This window comes from Bacillus sp. 11B20, assembly GCF_056098985.1.
On sequence record NZ_JBLZWZ010000005.1, the window covers coordinates 350,695 to 367,708 of the forward strand.

Sequence of the window (17,014 nt, forward strand, 5' to 3'; positions counted from 1 at the left end):
TATATCAGATACGATGAAAAATAGACTTTAGTCCTGGCAGGTGTGTAACGTAATGGCGGCATTTTTAAAATTGTTCGAAAAACCCGGTGTTAAGCGGTTTTTAGTATTTGTAGTATTAGCTACAGCATTATATCTATTAAGAGGAATGATGAATTTAATTCTTCTGACCTTCATTTTCACCTTTTTGATGAATCGGTTAGAAGAGGTCATTAGAGGCTTTTTAAATCGCTTCCTGAAAATAGGACAGAAATCGGTCATTACTATTTTGTATATTCTTCTGGCTGGTGGTTTGACATTTGGCGGTTTCGTTTTTGTACCAATCATCGCCAAACAGGTGGAGCAGCTATTCCATTTAGGAAAGAAAATCGCAGATCATCCACAAGATTTACCCTTCTTTGACGTCATCACGAACGTATTTGGTGATTTCAAAATATCAGCTTTCTTTGAGAAAGGGTTTAATTTCCTCTATACATACTTAACAGATTTCAGCACGTTCAGTATCCAGGTCATTATGTCCTTAATATTAAGCATGTTCTTCCTGTTCGAAAAGGAACGCCTCATTCAATTTATGAACAAGTTCAAAACGAGTAAAATCTCCGTGTTCTATCATGAAATTGCCTTCTTTGGACGTAAATTTTCCCGAACGTTTGGAAAAGTACTCGAAGCACAGTTTATTATTGCAACCGTTAATTGTGTGCTAACGACAATTGCGCTGGGCATTATGGGTTTCCCGCAGTTATTTGGCTTAGCGGTCATGGTCTTTTTGCTAGGCTTAATCCCAGTAGCGGGTGTGGTTATCTCTCTTATTCCACTCAGCATCATTGCGTATACACTTGGAGGCGGAATGTATGTCCTCTATATTGTGCTGGTGATCGTGATTATCCATGCCATTGAAGCTTATTTCTTAAATCCGAAGCTCATGTCAGCTAAAACAGAACTCCCTATTTTCTTCACGTTTATTGTGCTGATCTTCTCTGAACACTATATTGGCATTTGGGGACTTATTATCGGTATCCCAATCTTTGTGTTTATTTTAGATATTCTTGAGGTCACAAATAGGGAAGAAAGTAATTAAAAAGTTCATATGAACCTGTTTACAATTTTCTAAAAATAAGGTATAAATGGTATGAAAATATCATATTACCACACGCTTAATCCTTCTAAAGGAATGGGGGACCCAAGTTTTTGGGGTGAATTTTTCTTATCTGAGAAAAAAGGACATCTCTTCGTCCTAACCCGTCAGCTAACCTCATCAGCGTGAAGAGAGTAGACAGTGGTACACGTATGGACACGCAGGCCCACGAGAAGACTCTCTCGTGGGCTTTTTGACGAGGAAGGGGAGATTTTATTGAAGCTGGCGACGAAAATTATTATTGCCTTGTTTGTAGGTGCCATCACAGGATTGCTGCTTAACCTTTTTGCTCCAAATGTATTCAAAGTGTTAGATCCGTATTTATTTACACCTCTAGGTCAAATCTTCTTAAATCTGATTAAAATGCTGGTTGTGCCCATTGTATTCTTTTCGATCACGCTTGGTGTAGCAGGCCTTGGTGATCCGAAAAAGCTAGGCAGAATCGGCGCAAAAACCATTACTTACTTCCTGCTCACTACGACTTTTGCCATCATCATTGGTATTTCATTAGCTGTGTTAATCAAGCCGGGAGCCTTCGGCAATTTTGATACAAAAGCAGCTGATTATTCCGCAGAGGAAGCCCCGTCAATGGCAGAAACACTACTCAACATTATTCCAACCAATCCAGTCCAATCGTTAGTTGAAGGAGATATGCTTCAAATTATCGTCTTCTGTGTATTTTTAGGTCTTGGCATCGCCATGCTCGGTAAAAAAACGGAAGGCTTGCTAAAGCTGTTTGAACAAGGAAATGAATTAATGATGTATCTTGTCGGTGTTGTGATGAAATTTGCACCATACGGGACATTCGGTTTAATTGCAACCGCCATCGGCAGTCAGGGGCTGGATGCCATGAAAGCGATGGGACTTTACTTCTCGGTCGTGTTAATTGCGCTCATCCTGCATTTCTTCCTGACATATGGTTCAACCGTTGCGATCTTAGCTAAACGAAATCCGATGGAATTCTTTAAAGGATTTTCCCCGGCGATGGTTGTTGCATTTAGTACATCAAGCAGTAACGCAGTGCTGCCGGTTTCAATGGAAACAGCGCAAAAGCGTTTAAAGGTACCAGAGTCGATTTCAAGCTTTGTGCAGCCGCTTGGTGCAACTATTAATATGGATGGAACGGCCATTATGCAAGGTGTTGCGACCATTTTTATCGCTCAAGTATATGGGGTTGAACTGACGCTTGTTCAAATGCTGACGGTTGTGTTAACGGCTGTATTAGCAAGTGTCGGTACAGCAGGCGTGCCAGGGGTAGGGCTCATCATGCTGGCCATGGTTTTAAATTCCGTGAATCTTCCTGTTGAGGGAATAGCGCTGATCCTTGGCATAGACCGCTTATTAGATATGGCAAGGACCGTAGTGAATATTACAGGTGACGCAGCATGTGCGGTGATTGTTTCTGAAACCGAAAAGAAACATGAAAAAGAAGCGCCGACACCTAACTTATCACTGTAATAAGCAAGAAGGGCTGAGTGGATCAGCCCTTTTTTTCATGGATTGATTTGTCTAGCGTGATATACTTTTTACAGGATGAGCGGTCGTAACTGCCGCCATAGGCTTTACATCAGAAGGAGGAACCACTTTGCAGTCTGCTGTTTTAAAAGTAGAGAAAGTCGACAAACAAATTGGCCGGAAAATGATCTTGCAGGATATATCTATGGAAATTGGGCGGGGAGAAATTGTCGGATTACTTGGCCCCAACGGGTCTGGAAAAACAACCTTGATTCGATTGATCGTTGGCTTGATGAAAAAAAACAATGGCCGCATCATGATCAATGGATATTCACAAGATGAGGACTTTCTCCAGGCGATGTCATCTGTTGGTGCAATCATAGAAAACCCAGAATTTTATTCGTATTTAACAGGCTTTGAAAACCTTGAAATGTATGCAGCGATGCACGACGGGGTGACGGAGGAACGCATTCAGGAAGTAGTGGAAAGAGTTCGTCTGGAGGATGCCATTCATCAGAAGGTCAAGACGTATTCGCTAGGGATGAAACAAAGGCTTGGGATTGCACAAGCTATTTTGCATCGGCCGAACCTGCTCATTTTAGACGAACCGACAAATGGGCTAGACCCTGCAGGCATGAAGGAATTCCGGGAGCACTTGCAAATGCTCGTAAAGGAAGAAGGAACCTCCGTATTATTTGCGACGCATTTATTGCATGAGGTAGAGGAGCTATGTGACCGCATGATCATCATTCAAAAGGGACAGATCAAAGCTAGCACTCATCTCCTTGATATGGAAGGGAAAGAGCAGGTGCTGATGAATATTCAGCCAGTAGAAAAGGCGGTTTCATGGCTTGACGCACAGGAGTATACATATGAACGAGACGGAGCGCGTGTACTGCTTCAACTGGACAAAGAACGTGTGCCAGAGCTAAACAAACAGCTTGTGCTGGCGGGGTTTGATGTACTTGAAATGACGCCTCAAAAGCAATCAATTGAAGAGGCGTTTATGAAATGGACGGAAGGCGGGAAGACAGATGCTGAACCTCATCAAAAATGAGCATAAGAAAATTATGAGGAAAAAAATCACATTCATTGCTCTTGGGTTGATCGTTGTATTTCAACTAGCAATGGCTCTCACCTTGAAACGAGTCATATCAAGCTTTGGTGGACAAGACACAGTCGCAAACTATTTTGCTTATTCCACGAATGTCGTGTTTATTTTACAGGTGCTTGCTGTCGTTATTGGCGCGACCTTGATCTCAACAGAGTTTCAGAAAAGGACGATCAAGTTTTTATTGATCAGGCCAAAAACAAGACTGCACATTTTTCTGTCAAAATACATCACACTTCTGCTGACAGTCATTTATTTGTTTGTTTTTTATTATGTGTTAGCTTTTCTATTTGGTCTTATTTTCTTCGGTACTGATTTTGATGAAAGAACGGGGCAATTATTTCAGCATACGTTTGCCGTCATTGGATCTCAGTGGGTGGAAGTGGTCATGATGGCAAGCTTTGCTTTTATGTGTTCCAGTTTGTTTAGAAACAGTCTTGTTGCACTTGTGACCTCGTTTTTTGTTTTATATGCGGCGAAATCACTTGTACCGATCATGTCGCTCTTAGAAAATCAGTGGGGGAAAATCCTTCTTTTTGCGAATACGGACTTTACTCAGTACAGCTTTCAAGGACCGCCGCCTTTTCATGGGATGAGCCTTTTGTTTTCTCTATTTATAGTGGGGGCGCATTTTGTTTTCTTTGTTGGATCGGCTTGGATTCTTTTTTGGAAACGTGATGTAAATGTGTAAAAATTGTGTCAAATAACAAGAAAAATTCGTGACATCTTTGTGAAAACGAGTCTGTATTTCACGATAACCGGCTGATTTTGTCTTATAATAAGAAGGAGTCATGGAGGTGGCACTATCGTGAAAAATTTCATTACGGCTTTACCAATTTTGTTGCTGCTGTCGTTTTCGTTTGTGTCTTTTGCCTTCCAGTTTGATCATCTTGTTTATTTCAGACTAGCGCTGGGGATCTTTTCGTTAGCCGGTCTTTTCTTTCTGTATACACTTAAAAGAAACATGAAATGGTTCATGGTTTATTTATATGCGAGCTGGATCATTCTTGCTGCCGTTACAACATTTGAGGAACCAGTCTTTTCTCAATTTTTCTTCGGTGGTTTAACGATGACAATGGGTTATCTCACATATATGCTCATTTATTTAGGAATGAAGCAGGACCGTGTAGCGAAATCACATTAAAACAAAAGCCGATAAAATCGAATAACAGATTTTATCGGCTTTTTTATTTTATTGAAGCAGACAAAAGAGCAGCCAGTGATGACTGCTCCTCTTGTAGTTATGATTCACGCCCAGCAGCTGTAAGCTGCTTCTGGTGTTTTTTGTCGATGGTTTCGTATATACTTTCCATCATTTGAGGATCGCGCATGATCGCCTTTTTGTTCTCTTCAATCAATTGCTGATAGGTTTTGATCTTCTTCTTAGACATGTGACTCATCGCTCCTTTATTAGAATGACCGTCTATAGGATTTCACATAGATGAAATTGATAATCATTTTCAATTAGCAACTCCATTATACAAAGACAAATGTCATAAGTAAAGATTCAATTCAGAAAATTCACGTAACCGACATATTCCAAGCTGTATCGACGCTGCATTCTTTCCCAGGAAATAATTTTGTCATGACTTGTCGTAAGGGAAAACATCAATTTGAAACGTTTTGGCTGCGAAGCTCGTCTTATGAAGAGATTAAAAAAGAAAAAAGACACCAGCAAAAGTTTGCTGATGTCCTTCAATTAAGAAACGTGCTCTTGAAGAAACTCTGTCACTTCTTCAGGCGATTTTGCGTTTGCACTGTGTAAATGCCCTGTTTTTTCACCATTTTTGAAAATTAACAAGCTTGGAATACCCATTACCTGATACGTTTCCGCTAATTCAGGGAAATCATCTTTATTTATTTCAAACCATTCATGGTGAGCATAAGCTTCTAGGATGTCTGGAATGAACATGTCCATTCTTGTGCAGTCAGGACACCATGTTGCAAAGAATTTAACGATGACTTCTTTGTCTGATTGAATTATTTCATTGAATTGTTCAGTACTTGTGATTTTTTTCAATTTGTCACAACTCCTTTTCAATGTCATTTTAATATAAAATTAAGGCGAATGACATACAAATGCTCGGGAGGCGCTTACAACCTTTACAAATCATTTCAATTACGTAACAACAAAAATTAATTAGAGCATTTTTGCTTGAAAGTGATAAGATAGTAAAGATGAATTTTAGTGGGGGGAGTATCCATTGAAAATAAGTTTAGGATTGATTTACGGCGGAAAGTCAGCCGAACATAATGTATCACTGCAAACAGCCCTTGCAGTTACAAAAGCACTTAACACTGAGAAGTTCGATATACATCCAATTTATATTACAGAAGAGGGTGAATGGTTAAGAGGAGAAAAACTCACTGAACCAGTATCAAACGTCAAAATGCTTCAATTTGAACAGAACGCAAAGACGTTTTTACCAACTTCTTTAAATGAAAGCATGTTTCCACAGCCTGCAACGGTTGATGAGAAAATTGATGTTGTCTTCCCGTTGCTGCACGGACCTAATGGAGAAGATGGCACAATGCAAGGATTACTTGAACTGTTAAATATCCCGTATGTCGGCAACGGCGTTCTTGCGTCTGCTGCGGGTATGGATAAAGTCATGATGAAAGATGTTTTTGCACAAGCAGGACTTGCACAAGCAAAGCACCTTTCCTTCAATAAAAAAGACTTTGAGAAAGCGACAACAGAAAGCTTAGAACAAGTGGAACAAGTACTTGGCTATCCATGCTTTGTGAAACCTGCCAATATGGGATCAAGTGTTGGAATTAGCAAATGCCGCAGCAAAGAAGAGCTGCAGACTGCATTCGACCTCGCTTTCCAATATGATCGTCGTGTGGTCGTAGAAGAAGGCGTTGTTGGAAGAGAAATTGAGATTGGTGTATTAGGCAATGATGAGCCAAAATGCTCTGTCGTTGGTGAGATTGCACCTAAAACAGATTTTTATGATTACAAAGCAAAATATGAAGATGGCGATACAGATTTGATCATTCCTGCGAGTGTGTCAGAGGATGAATATAAGACGATTCATGACATGGCAATTAAGGCATTTAAAGCCCTTGATGGATCTGGTCTCGTACGTGCAGACTTCTTCCTTACAGAAAAAGGTGAAGTGTTGATCAATGAAGTGAATACAATGCCTGGATTCACACCTTTTAGTATGTTCCCATTACTTTGGAAGCACACTGGTGTAGAGTATCCAGAGTTGATTGAAAAGCTGGTGTCACTTGCAATTGAACGCCATCAAGAAAAACAAACCATTAAAACAACTTTTTAATGTGAGCAGCAAGCAGACACTATCCTTAGGTAGTGTCTCTTTTCCTTCAAACGTGAAATGAGAAAGAGAGGCGAAAAATCATGATCAAACGTACAGTGAAACAAATCGCCCAAATGGCTGGTGGAACCCTATCTAATCAAGCTTTTGGCGAAGAGCAGATTCACGGAGTGACAACAGATACACGAAAAGTATCAGACGGCGCACTGTTTATCCCGCTTATTGGAGAACATTTTAACGGTCACACATTTGCTTCAAAAGCAGTAGAGCTTGGAGCATCAGCTGTTCTATGGAATCAAAAAGAAGCCAATCCGCCAGAAGGCGTTCCTGTTATTCTTGTAGAGGATACACTAGCTGCGCTTCAACAGCTGGCGAAATCATACTTAAAAGAAGAAAATCCTCGTGTTGTCGGTATTACAGGAAGTAATGGGAAAACCACAACAAAAGACATGATTCATTCCGTCTTGCAAACAGCGTATCAAGTTCATAAAACAGACGGTAACTTTAATAATCATATCGGTCTTCCGCTCACCATTCTTGCAATGCCAGAAGGAACCGATATTGCGGTTTTGGAGATGGGTATGAGTGCAAAAGGCGAAATCGAATTTTTATCAGACCTCGCTGAGCCGGATGCAGCAGTCATCACAAATATCGGGGAATCTCATATGCAAGATTTAGGATCAAGAGAAGCCATTGCCGATGCAAAATATGAGATCGTAAAAGGCTTAAAAGAAGACGGCGTCTTTTATTACCTAGGTGATGAGCCATTGCTTCGAGAAAGATCAAGTTCACTTTCTCAGCGTGTAAAAACCTTTGGAGAACCAGAGGACTGTGATATCAAGGTAACGCACATCAACCAGCTTGCAGAAGGAACAGAATTTCAAGTAGAAGGGTATGCCCAGGGTTTTCTCATTCCTGTATTAGGGAAACATAATGTGAAGAATGCACTTGCTGCTATTGCAATAGGTCAGCATTTTGGGCTGAATGAAAGACAAATTGCCCAAGGACTGATGCAAACGAAGTTGACAGGGATGCGGCTTGAGCTGTTTAAAACAGACAAGGGAATCACCGTCATCAATGATGCGTATAATGCAAGTCCGACTTCAATGAAAGCGGCCATTGATCTTGTGGGGGATATGGACGGCTTTGCCAACCGTATTCTTGTACTTGGAGATATGCTCGAAATGGGCAGCGAAGAAGAAACGTATCATTATGAACTTGGCCGTTACATCAAGCCAGAATTTATTGATCATGTCATGACGTATGGCCGCCTAGGTGCATTTATTGCTGAAGGAGCGAAAAAATCATTCGGGGCTGAGCACGTATTCTCCTTTATGGACAAAGAGGACCTGAAGAAAAAACTAGCTGAAGTGGCAGGGCCTGACGATGTTGTGCTTGTCAAAGCCTCACGCGGTATGAGATTGGAAGAAGTCATTACTGCACTATAAAAGTGAGAAGGTGACAGAATGATTGGCTGTTTATGTATTCACGGTTTTACTGGTGCCCCTTATGAAGTAGAACCGCTGGCGCAATATTTAAAACAGGCGGCAGATTGGAATGTGCAGTCTGTCACGCTTCCAGGGCATGGGGATGAGCTGCAGTTAAAAGGCATTCTTTATCAAGAATGGATAGCGACAGCTGAACTCGAACTTCTATCCCTTTACCGGACTTGTGACACCGTGTATTTGGTCGGCTTTTCTATGGGCGGAATGATTGCTTCTTACTTAGCGGCGAAGTACCCAGTTGCCCGCCTTGTCCTTTTAAGTGCTGCGGCCAAATATGTGAACCCAAAACAAATGATGCAAGACACACGGCAGATGGTAAAGGAGTCCCTGTCAGGGATCGTTGATACAAACCCTTTATATGATCGATATCGCCATAAGCTCACAAGCACGCCGCTGTCAGCTGCGATAGAATTTATGAAGCTGGTAAAGCAAACGAAGAATTCGCTTGAGAAGCTTCATCTGCCTGTGTTAATTGTTCAAGGTGAAAGCGACGGGATTGTGCCTGCTTCAAGTGCAGAATTTATTTATCATAAAGTCCCGTCTCGCCAGAAAGAAATGTTTTATTTGCCGGATTGTAAACATCATGTTTGCCATGAGCCATGTGCCCAGCAATTGTTTGAGAAAGTAGAACATTTTCTAAAAAAAGCAATTTAATATATAGAAAAGCTAAAATGTGGCTAAACTAATATAAATTGAATCCCACTTGTTAAAATTTGCATCATTTTTGTCGAATGAGTGACAGGCCTATGGTACAATAGGAAAGAAAAGGTGGTTGATTCGGTTGTTTCAATATGACGGAAAAACCTTTGTCCCGCAGTCTAATTCGAGTAACGGAGAAGTATCAGCAGGAACCATATTTCAATATCGTCAGGACGGGAATATATTAACGGGCACATATCAAGGCGGCAGTATTATATCTGGCGTACTTGTAGGAACTGTGAATGAGGATGGAACACTTCATTTTAGATACCACCATGTAAGCAAGGACGGCGGCATAAGAAGCGGGTCTTGCGACTCCACTCCTAAGCAGCTGGATAACGGAAAAATTCAACTGTTTGAAAAGTGGAAATGGATGGACGGAGATCAAAGTGAAGGTGAATCTGTCATTGTAGAGCAGTAGATATATCCATTTCTGTCTTGTTGAAAAACAAATAGTGTAATGGTAAGATATAAGGTAGGGTAATTCGGGCTTTGTATATAATGGACCTGTCCTTTCAGAAAAGGGCAGTTTTTAATGATCATTCACGAGATTACTGAAACAGCAATTAGAAGGAGTTTGAATAAATTGACTATAACGTTTCAAGATTTTCAATTAAGCGAAAGTCTCATGAAGGCTATTAACCGCATGGGATTTGAAGAAGCAACACCGATTCAAGCAGAAACGATTCCTCTTGGTCTTCAAAATAAAGATGTCATCGGACAAGCACAAACAGGTACAGGAAAAACTGCAGCATTTGGTATTCCTCTGGTTGAAAAAATCGACCCAGCGTCTCCAAATATCCAAGCGATTATCATTGCGCCAACAAGAGAATTAGCGATTCAAGTATCTGAAGAGCTATATAAAATCGGCCAAGACAAGCGTGCACGCGTACTTCCGATTTACGGTGGACAAGATATCGGCCGTCAAATCCGTTCGCTCAAGAAAAATCCTCATATCATCGTAGGGACTCCAGGACGTTTACTCGATCACATTAACCGTCGTACAATGCGTCTTCAAAATGTTGAAACAGTCGTGCTAGATGAAGCAGACGAAATGCTAAACATGGGTTTCATCGAAGACATTGAAGCGATCCTTTCAAATGTACCAAGTGAACACCAAACACTTTTATTCTCTGCGACAATGCCTGCACCAATTAAGCGCATTGCAGAGCGTTTCATGACAAACCCAGAACACGTAAAAGTAAAAGCGAAAGAAATGACTGTATCTAACATCCAACAGTTCTATTTGGATATTCACGAACGTAAGAAGTTTGATACATTGACTCGTCTTCTTGACATTCAATCACCTGAGCTTTCAATTGTCTTCGGCCGTACGAAACGCCGTGTTGACGAATTGACTGAAGCACTTAACCTAAGAGGTTATACAGCTGAAGGAATTCATGGTGACCTGACTCAAGCAAAACGTATGGTTGCGCTTCGTAAATTCAAAGAAGGTTCAATCGATGTGCTTGTCGCAACAGACGTTGCAGCACGTGGACTTGATATCTCAGGCGTCACACACGTGTATAACTTCGACGTGCCGCAAGATCCAGAAAGCTATGTACACCGTATTGGACGTACTGGACGTGCTGGACGTACAGGTATGGCGATGACATTCATCACACCACGTGAAAAAGATATGCTTCGTGCGATTGAGCAAACGACTAAACGTAAAATGGATCGTATGAAAGAACCTACACTTGATGAGGCAATTGAAGGACAACAGCAAGTAACAGTTGACCGTCTACGCACGATCATCAGTGAAAACAACTTGAACTTCTACATGACAGCTGCTGCTGAATTGCTGGAAGATCATGATTCTGTAACAGTGGTTGCGGCTGCCATCAAAATGATGACAAAAGAGCCGGATGCAACGCCTGTTCGTTTGACAGATGAAGCACCAATGATTTCAAAACGTCATCGTAACAACCGCAGCTCTTCTAAACGCAGAGACGGCGGCGGTGGCGGAGGCTACCGTGGAAAAGGCAAGAACAGCCGTTCATCTTATGGTGATAAAAAGCGTTCTTCAAATGACCGCAATCGTTCTTCTAACGATCGTCGTCAAAAGAAATCTTATAACAACTAATACAAGAGCGAATCCTTTGCAGGGTTCGCTTTTTTTAACAGGCTAAAATTGAAACTTTTTAGGCTTTGTTACGTAATATATTGATAGAAAAGTAAGAGAATGGGGGAAGAATGTGAGAAAACAGCCGCAACGTCAAATTAGTCTAAATGGTTTAAAGGTATGGCGTCTTCAAAATGGAATTATCTCATTGATTTTCTTACTCATCATCATTGGGGTATTTGTTACTAGCTACTATTTACAATGGCCATATTGGATTGGAGCGATCCTTTCTGGTTTATGGGTCTTACAGGTCATCTTTGGCATTTGGCTCATACCAAAAATCCGCCATCACATCTGGCGCTACGAAGTATTCGAAAATGAAATTGAAATACAGCATGGACTCATTCGTGTCACACGTGTGATTGTGCCGATGGTTCGTGTTCAGCATGTTGATACATCTCAAGGGCCGCTCTTAAGGCGCTACCGTTTAGCCTCTGTTCAAATTTCGACTGCTGCCACAGTTCATGATATACCGGCGCTAGAATTAGAAGAGGCAGATGAGCTTCGTGATTACATATCTCGTTTAGCAAGGGTGACGGAAGATGATGTCTGAACCAAAACGTGTACATCCTATCTCGATGTTCATTGATTTTATATCAGATGCTGTATCCATGATTAAAAACTTCATTATCCCTTTTTTCGTATTGATTTTTGTGAACTCGAATTCGAGCATCCGCTTTTATGCATTTATCATTCTTGGTGTGCTTCTTTTATGGAAAGCCGTTTATACCATTTTAGAATGGAGACGATTCACCTACCGGATGGAAGACGATGAATTTCGTGTGGAATCGGGCGTAATTACGAAAAAGAAAAAATATATCTCATTAGAACGAATTCAAACAGTCAATACAAGTGAAGGCATTTTCCAGCGGATTTTTGGTTTAGTACGGGTCCAAATCGAAACGGCAGGCGGAACGGATGGTCCAGAAGTGAGCCTTACCGCTATTACTAAAGCAGAAGCAGAACAATTAAAGCGGTCGATTTTCAACCGGAAGAAACGCTTGCAGGAAGAAGAAATGACGGATGAAGCAGGAGATCTGCATGGCCATTTGACTGCTCAGAAACCTGTGCAGGAAGAAATCAATGTCTCCTACCGTATGGGTGTGCCAGAATTACTTTTGGCTGCGACCACTTCAAGCGGTATCGGGGTCATTATATCTGGGTGTCTTGCCATCTACACGCAAATAGATGAAATTCTCCCTTTGGACGGGTTCTTCAAGAAGTTCTCTTTTTTAAGTCATGCGAGCGTTGAAATTTATGCGATTTTGATATTTCTTGCCGTATTGATCGCGTGGATCCTGAGTGTTGGGGTAACAGCGCTTCAGTATGCGAATTTTGCTGCAAAACGAAAAGGGAATGACATCATCATTACAAGAGGACTCATCGAGAGACATCAAATGACCATTCCACTTGCGAGAATTCAAGCAGTGAAGATCAAAGAGAATATTATCCGTGAGCCTTTTGGCTTTGCGACAGTGATGCTTGTTAGTGCAGGAGGTTCGATTACAGAGAAAGAAACCTCTTCCGTCTTATTTCCGCTCATTCGGAAGAAAAAAATAAATGAATTGCTGTCCCAATTCACGGATCATTATCATGTAGCACCAGAAACTGAGCTGAAAAAGGTGCCAAAGCGTTCACTCAAACGCTACCTGATCTCATATGGCTTTGTGCCGTTACTTGTAGGTGTCATCCTGTCGGTACGCTTTCCACCATGGGGGTATTTGGGACTCATTCCGTTACCGCTTGCTCTATTCTTTGGCTATTTAGCTTATAAACAATCAGGATATACAATCAAAGATTCATTGATTCAACTGACATCAAGAGGCATTGGCAAGACCACTGGCATTGTCTTGAGAAAACGAATGCAAAACTATACGATGACGCAATCCTTTTTCCAAAAGAAAGGCCGGGTCGCAAGTATTCACACCTTTGTGAAATCCTCTGCGCTGCTTGATTCCTTTGGTGTGCATCACCTTGAGGAAGAAGATGCTGCACGTGTATTTGATTGGTATTCGTATGAAAAAAATCAATCGTCTTAAACGAAAAATGTCGATCAGCTCCAGCTCAAGGAGGGATCGACATTTTTTATGAGATTAATAGCGTCTTTTTTTCGAATGGAAGAACAGCGTAATAGGTGCTAGAATCATACCGCCGATCAATCCAAATAAGTGAGCCATGATATTGATATTCGAATTGACGAAGGTCATGATGACAGAAACAGCAAGAATCGTTAAAATCACTTGTGAATTGCCGCGGTCCATCATGTGCGGTTTAAATAGGACAAGGTATAGATACACTCCAAACAAACCAAAGATCGCACCAGAAGCGCCAACGTGTACATACTCTAAAGGCTCCACCCAATAGGTCCCGAGATTGCCAATGAACCCTGCTCCAAGATAAATGATTAAAAATCGAACCTTCCCGAGCAAATGTTCAAGCGCTGGGGCGAATAAGAAAAGGGACATAGAATTAAATAAAATATGCGTGAGACTTCCGTGGAGAAAAATAGGTGTGACGAGCCGCCACCATTCCCCAGCCGCTACACCATAGTTGAAACCGACGAGATGATCCTGTCCAAGCTGTATAATAGGGATAGGAATCGCAAATATAAGCCACAGGCCGATTTGTAAAGCGAGGATCGCTGTTACGATTGGATACGATTTAATAAATTGTTGAAAGCTCTCCGTTCGAATAAACATAACAAACCCCTTTTGACTAGATAATGGTAAGTTTATAGTAACACGTTTATGAAGAGAACACTCAAATTAGTACGAGTATCATAGGAGGTACCTCATGATCAAAGGAATAGGCATTGATATTGTAGAGATCGACAGACTATCGCGAGTGCTCAGCAGACAGCCCCGTTTACCAGAACGCATTTTGACTTTAAGTGAACAGGATGTCTTTCGTACACTCAGTGAAAAAAGACAGCTGGAATTTTTGGCAGGACGTTTTGCGGCAAAGGAAGCTTTCGCTAAAGCATATGGAACCGGAATCGGTCAGTATTTAAGCTTTCATGACATAGACATTCAAAAAGACGATAATGGAAAACCCTTCATCAAAAGCGAGAAAGCGGAGGGAGATCAGGTTCATGTGTCCATTACTCATACAAAGGAATATGCTGCTGCACAAGTTTTAATTGAAAGGTTGTCAAGCTAGTCTGCATATTGTTTGTCCCCCCTTCATATATTGGGTAGTGCGATAAGGAAGGGCGAGTTGCTAACAGGCTTTGATGGTTCGCGGTACGCAGTTAACTCTTGAGGCGTACTGTTAAAGTCAAACAAGCGGTTTCTTCCTTTTAACACAATTAACGAAGGGGTTGAAAAGGGTGAGAAAAAGCTTTGTTTTGCTTGTAACGGGAATCCTTTTTGTACTGATTCTCTCCGCATGCGGTCAAAAATCTCAGCAGGATATCGTTGGAGATTTAAACAAAAAGGCAGAGGAAATGACATCATACAAAGCCAAAGCAAAAATGACCATTGAGACAGGAAATGACCCGCAGGAGTACCAGGTAGAAATTTGGTACAAAAAGCCGGAGCTTTACCGTGTCTATTTAGAAAATCCGAAAAAGGATCAGAGTCAAGTCATTTTAAGAAACGGCAATGGTGTGTTTGTGCTGACACCTTCATTGAACAAGAGCTTCCGTTTCCATAGCGATTGGCCGAATAATAGCAGTCAAGTCTATTTATTCGAATCACTCGTGAAGGACATTAAGAATGACAGTGCAGCTCAGTTCAAAGCGAAAGAGTCTAAGTATGTGTTCGAAACGAAGACCAATTATCAGCACAATCAAATGCTGCCTACCCAAGAGATTACCTTTCATAAGAAAACAATGGCGCCTGCCAGTGTAAAAGTGCTGGATAGCGACAAAAAGCCAATGGTGAAAGTGGAATTCTCTCACTTTGAATTCAATAAATCCTTTGACAAAGATGCATTTGATGAGAAGAAAAACATGACACTCTCTCAAATGGATGTTGCCACAAGTGCAGACCCATCTGACAGCTTTGCGGTGAAAACACCAGTTGATATGCCAGAAGGCGTGAAGAAGATGGAAGAGAAAGAAATGACAACAGATGCTGGGAAGCGTTATGTGATTACGTACGGCGGCAAGAAATCCTTCACACTCATCCAGGAAAAAGCGAGAGTAGCGGAAGCATCTACGCCTGTCACGATGAACGGCGAGCCGGTCGATCTTGGTATGACAGTAGGGGTTCTGACAGATCAATCTCTCTCATGGACTTCTGACGGAGTTGACTACTTAATTTCCTCAAGTGATCTATCGAAGGAAGAGCTGTTGATGGTCGCAAAGAGTGTAGAAGGCCAGTCAGCTAAATAAATGAGGTTCTCAGGCCGAAAGCCTAATAATTGAAGCATCAGCCCTGTGCAAGGGCTGATTTTCTTTGATTTGTTTCACATTATTCTTGATTTTTAGTATCATATGAGGGGATTGAATCATTCAATAGGGAAGTGTGACTGATGGACACAAATGCCTTTTATAGAGACACATGGGCAGAAATTAATTTAACAGCAATCAAGCACAATGTTTCACATATGAAAGATCATATCGGTCAAAATGTTCAACTGATGGCTGTTGTGAAAGCCAATGCATATGGACATGGAGATATAGAAGTGGCAAGAGCTGCCCTCAAAGCAGGTGCAGACTTGTTAGCTGTAGCCTTTTTAGATGAGGCCATTTCTTTAAGAAATAAAGGTATCAAAGCACCGATTCTTATACTCGGCGCAGTACCGCCGGAGTATGTCAAAACCGCTGTTCGATACAATGTAATTATGACCGCTTACTCCACCAGGTGGCTGAGGGAAGTCGTCGATATGGTGAAAGGGCAGATGGGACAACCCATTCGTTTTCATTTGAAAATAGACAGCGGAATGAACCGTTTAGGTGTGAAAACGTTAGAGCAAGTGAATGAAGTAAAGAAGCTTGTCAGCGAGCATTCTTATTTACAGCTGGAAGGAGTATTTACTCACTTTGCGACCGCGGATGAAAAGGATGAGAACTATTTTGATCGGCAGGTCGACACCTTTCAAACCTTGCTTCAGCCGCTTCATACGGAAAAACTGCTTGTTCATTGTGCCAATAGTGCAGCAGGATTAAGGTTTAAAGAAGTTTTATTTAATATGGTTCGCTTCGGCATCAGTATGTACGGGCTGTCGCCGTCAGAGGAAATCAAAGATGAACTTCCTTTCAAGCTGGAAGAAGCCATGTCGCTTCATACAAAGCTTGCCCATGTAAAGCTCATTCAAAAGGGTGAGAGTGTCAGCTATGGGGCGACGTATACAGCTAATCAAGATACGTGGATCGGTACGGTACCAGTCGGCTATGCAGACGGGTGGATCCGGAAGCTGGCAGGTACGGAAGTACTTGTTGGCGGAAAGCGCCGGAAGATTGCCGGAAGGGTATGTATGGATCAATTCATGGTTGAACTGAAAGAGAACCTTCCAGTAGGGGAGCCAGTCGTTTTGATTGGTGGACAAGGTGAAGAAATGGTATCAGTCGATGAAATTGCAAAAAGGCTTGAAACCATTAACTATGAAGTCACATGCTCCATTGGACACCGCGTCCCAAGAGTATATATAGAGGACGGCAAAAGGGTGCATGTGTGGAATCCGCTGCTTCAAGGCGGGCCAAGCTTTTTCTAAACAGCTTTCACAGGAACGATCGTCAAACTGACATCGTTCCTTTTT

Annotated in this window: 18 protein-coding genes and 1 riboswitch; of the genes, 15 read left to right on the forward strand and 3 right to left on the reverse strand. The window is 41.6% G+C overall.

From position 1 onward, the window contains the following. Positions 1-52: 52 nt before the first annotated feature. The 5 genes from ACN6NB_RS02335 to ACN6NB_RS02355 all read left to right on the forward strand — a co-directional run bounded on the left by ACN6NB_RS02335 (position 53) and on the right by ACN6NB_RS02355 (position 4,842). Positions 53-1,075, forward strand: coding sequence for an AI-2E family transporter (locus ACN6NB_RS02335; RefSeq protein WP_039176691.1), 1,023 nt, complete (start codon positions 53-55; stop codon positions 1,073-1,075). Between the two features lie 63 nt (positions 1,076-1,138). After that, positions 1,139-1,272: riboswitch (cyclic di-AMP (ydaO/yuaA leader) on the forward strand. Positions 1,273-1,348: 76 nt separating this feature from the next. Beyond that, the gene (locus ACN6NB_RS02340; RefSeq protein ID WP_058837370.1) at positions 1,349-2,590 is read left to right on the forward strand and encodes a dicarboxylate/amino acid:cation symporter; all 1,242 of its coding nucleotides are present in this window, start codon (positions 1,349-1,351) and stop codon (positions 2,588-2,590) included. 127 nt (positions 2,591-2,717) lie between these two features. Then, positions 2,718-3,644, forward strand: a complete 927-nt coding sequence (locus ACN6NB_RS02345; RefSeq protein ID WP_058837371.1) for an ABC transporter ATP-binding protein — start codon at positions 2,718-2,720, stop codon at positions 3,642-3,644. Further along, positions 3,622-4,389 carry an ABC transporter permease gene (locus ACN6NB_RS02350; RefSeq protein ID WP_039176696.1) on the forward strand — a complete coding sequence of 256 codons (768 nt, stop codon included), beginning with the start codon at positions 3,622-3,624 and terminating at the stop codon, positions 4,387-4,389. The genes ACN6NB_RS02345 and ACN6NB_RS02350 overlap by 23 nt, the downstream gene beginning before the upstream one ends. A 117-nt stretch (positions 4,390-4,506) precedes the next feature. Beyond that, complete coding sequence (locus ACN6NB_RS02355; RefSeq protein ID WP_008359528.1) at positions 4,507-4,842, forward strand: hypothetical protein; 336 nt, start codon at positions 4,507-4,509, stop codon at positions 4,840-4,842. A 97-nt stretch (positions 4,843-4,939) separates the two neighbouring features. On the opposite strand, the gene fbpB is transcribed toward ACN6NB_RS02355, so the two are convergent. Then, entirely contained in the window at positions 4,940-5,089 is a 150-nt protein-coding gene (gene fbpB, locus ACN6NB_RS02360) for a Fur-regulated basic protein FbpB (RefSeq protein WP_064498175.1), read from the reverse strand. 308 nt (positions 5,090-5,397) lie between these two features. After that, the gene (locus ACN6NB_RS02365) at positions 5,398-5,718 is read right to left on the reverse strand and encodes a thioredoxin family protein (protein ID WP_012008983.1); all 321 of its coding nucleotides are present in this window, start codon (positions 5,716-5,718) and stop codon (positions 5,398-5,400) included. A 184-nt stretch (positions 5,719-5,902) separates the two neighbouring features. On the opposite strand from ACN6NB_RS02365, the gene ACN6NB_RS02370 reads away from it, so the two are divergent. The 7 genes from ACN6NB_RS02370 to ACN6NB_RS02400 all read left to right on the forward strand — a co-directional run bounded on the left by ACN6NB_RS02370 (position 5,903) and on the right by ACN6NB_RS02400 (position 13,350). After that, a complete protein-coding gene (locus ACN6NB_RS02370; RefSeq protein WP_039176698.1) occupies positions 5,903-6,985 on the forward strand; it encodes a D-alanine--D-alanine ligase in 1,083 nt (360 codons plus the stop codon). A gap of 80 nt (positions 6,986-7,065) precedes the next feature. Then, on the forward strand, positions 7,066-8,430 hold the full coding sequence (locus tag ACN6NB_RS02375) for a UDP-N-acetylmuramoyl-tripeptide--D-alanyl-D-alanine ligase (RefSeq protein WP_474253216.1): 1,365 nt from the start codon (positions 7,066-7,068) through the stop codon (positions 8,428-8,430). Positions 8,431-8,448: 18 nt separating this feature from the next. Further along, positions 8,449-9,141: an alpha/beta hydrolase gene (locus ACN6NB_RS02380; protein ID WP_058837372.1), complete on the forward strand. Its 693-nt coding sequence runs from the start codon at positions 8,449-8,451 to the stop codon at positions 9,139-9,141. A gap of 127 nt (positions 9,142-9,268) precedes the next feature. Beyond that, entirely contained in the window at positions 9,269-9,607 is a 339-nt protein-coding gene (locus tag ACN6NB_RS02385) for an avidin-fold protein (protein ID WP_064498174.1), read from the forward strand. A 165-nt stretch (positions 9,608-9,772) separates the two neighbouring features. Then, complete coding sequence (gene cshA, locus ACN6NB_RS02390) at positions 9,773-11,272, forward strand: degradosome RNA helicase CshA (RefSeq protein WP_024427371.1); 1,500 nt, start codon at positions 9,773-9,775, stop codon at positions 11,270-11,272. Between the two features lie 112 nt (positions 11,273-11,384). Then, on the forward strand, positions 11,385-11,864 hold the full coding sequence (locus tag ACN6NB_RS02395) for a PH domain-containing protein (RefSeq protein ID WP_058837374.1): 480 nt from the start codon (positions 11,385-11,387) through the stop codon (positions 11,862-11,864). Then, positions 11,854-13,350, forward strand: coding sequence for a PH domain-containing protein (locus ACN6NB_RS02400; protein ID WP_047202004.1), 1,497 nt, complete (start codon positions 11,854-11,856; stop codon positions 13,348-13,350). Before ACN6NB_RS02395 ends, ACN6NB_RS02400 begins: the two co-directional genes overlap by 11 nt. A gap of 54 nt (positions 13,351-13,404) precedes the next feature. On the opposite strand, the gene ACN6NB_RS02405 is transcribed toward ACN6NB_RS02400, so the two are convergent. Next, positions 13,405-14,010: a rhomboid family intramembrane serine protease gene (locus tag ACN6NB_RS02405; protein ID WP_126681956.1), complete on the reverse strand. Its 606-nt coding sequence runs from the start codon at positions 14,008-14,010 to the stop codon at positions 13,405-13,407. Between the two features lie 94 nt (positions 14,011-14,104). Between ACN6NB_RS02405 and acpS the strand changes: the two genes are divergently transcribed. The 3 genes from acpS (at position 14,105) to alr (ending at position 16,969) form a co-directional block, all read left to right on the forward strand. Further along, positions 14,105-14,470 carry a holo-ACP synthase gene (gene acpS / locus ACN6NB_RS02410; protein WP_059376208.1) on the forward strand — a complete coding sequence of 122 codons (366 nt, stop codon included), beginning with the start codon at positions 14,105-14,107 and terminating at the stop codon, positions 14,468-14,470. Positions 14,471-14,630: 160 nt separating this feature from the next. Then, a complete protein-coding gene (locus ACN6NB_RS02415) occupies positions 14,631-15,647 on the forward strand; it encodes an outer membrane lipoprotein-sorting protein (protein ID WP_087975235.1) in 1,017 nt (338 codons plus the stop codon). 140 nt (positions 15,648-15,787) lie between these two features. Further along, positions 15,788-16,969, forward strand: a complete 1,182-nt coding sequence (gene alr / locus ACN6NB_RS02420; protein WP_058837377.1) for an alanine racemase — start codon at positions 15,788-15,790, stop codon at positions 16,967-16,969. Positions 16,970-17,014: the final 45 nt, after the last annotated feature.